Annotated in this window: 1 protein-coding gene; it reads left to right on the top strand. The window is 69.7% G+C overall.

All coding sequences use genetic code 11. The features are described from left to right. Window positions 1–58: 58 nt before the first annotated feature. The coding region (locus ABD323_RS41405) for a condensation domain-containing protein (RefSeq protein ID WP_344447251.1) at window positions 59–1,124 on the top strand (1,066 nt) is incomplete at its 3' end.

A 1,124-nucleotide genomic window follows, 5' to 3' on the forward strand; every position in this document is an offset into this window, starting at 1 on the left:
GCTGCGCACGGTCTTCGCCGCGGACGAGAACGGCGAGCCCTACCAGCGGATCCTGAACCTGGACGAGCTGGACTGGGAGCTGGAGACGTCCGAGGTGGAGCCTGCGGACCTGGCCAGCGCCGTGGCACGAGTGGCGACCTACGCGTTCGACCTGGCAACGGAGATCCCGTTCCGGGCGGCGTTGTTCACTGTCGGCTCCGATGAGGCGGCACTGGTCGTGTCGATCCATCACATTGCTGCTGACGGCTGGTCGATGGGACCCCTGGCTGCCGATCTCTCGGCCGCCTATGCGGCCCGACGGGAGGGGCGCCGGCCTGAGTGGGCTCCGCTGCCGGTCCAGTACGCGGACTACGCCCTCTGGCAGCAGGAGCTGCTTGGCGATGCGCAGGACCCGGAGAGCATGGGCTCACGCCAGGTGGCCTACTGGCGCGATCAGCTGGCCGATGCGCCGGAGGAGCTGGGGCTGCCGTTCGACCGGCCTCGTCCGGCGGTGGCGAGCCACCAGGGACACCGGGTGCCGCTGGAGGTACCGGCGGAGGTCCACGCGAAGCTCACGGAGTTGGCGCGGGCCGAGGGCGTGACGACGTTCATGCTGCTGCACACGGCACTCGCCACCCTGTTCTCCCGGCTGGGTGCGGGTACCGACATTCCGATCGGCTCGGCGATCGCGGGTCGCACCGACGAGGCGCTGGACGGCCTGATCGGGTGCTTCGTCAACTCACTGGTGATTCGCACCGACCTGTCCGGTGATCCGACGTTCCGGCAGACGCTCTCCCGGGTGCGCGAGACCAGCCTGTCGGCGTTCGCCAACCAGGACGTGCCGTTCGAGAAGCTGGTGGAGGAGATTGCACCCTCGCGGTCAATGGCGCGCCACCCGCTCTTCCAGGTCGTCCTCACCGTGCTCAACACGATCGAGGCCAAGCTGGATCTTCCCGGCGTGCGTGGCGGCGGGATCGGGACCGGCAGGGTCGCGGCCAAGTTCGACCTGGATGTCCTGGTGGCGGAGGTGTTCGACTCCGAGGGTCGGCCGGCGGGTCTGCGGGGTGGTGTGACGGCGGCGGCGGATCTCTTCGATCCGGAGACGGCCGCTCGGATCACGGCCGGGTTCGTGCGGGTGCTCGGCC

Origin of the sequence: Kitasatospora nipponensis (assembly GCF_039528135.1) — a bacterium.
In the GTDB taxonomy this organism is placed as follows: Bacteria; Actinomycetota; Actinomycetes; order Streptomycetales; family Streptomycetaceae; genus Kitasatospora; species Kitasatospora nipponensis.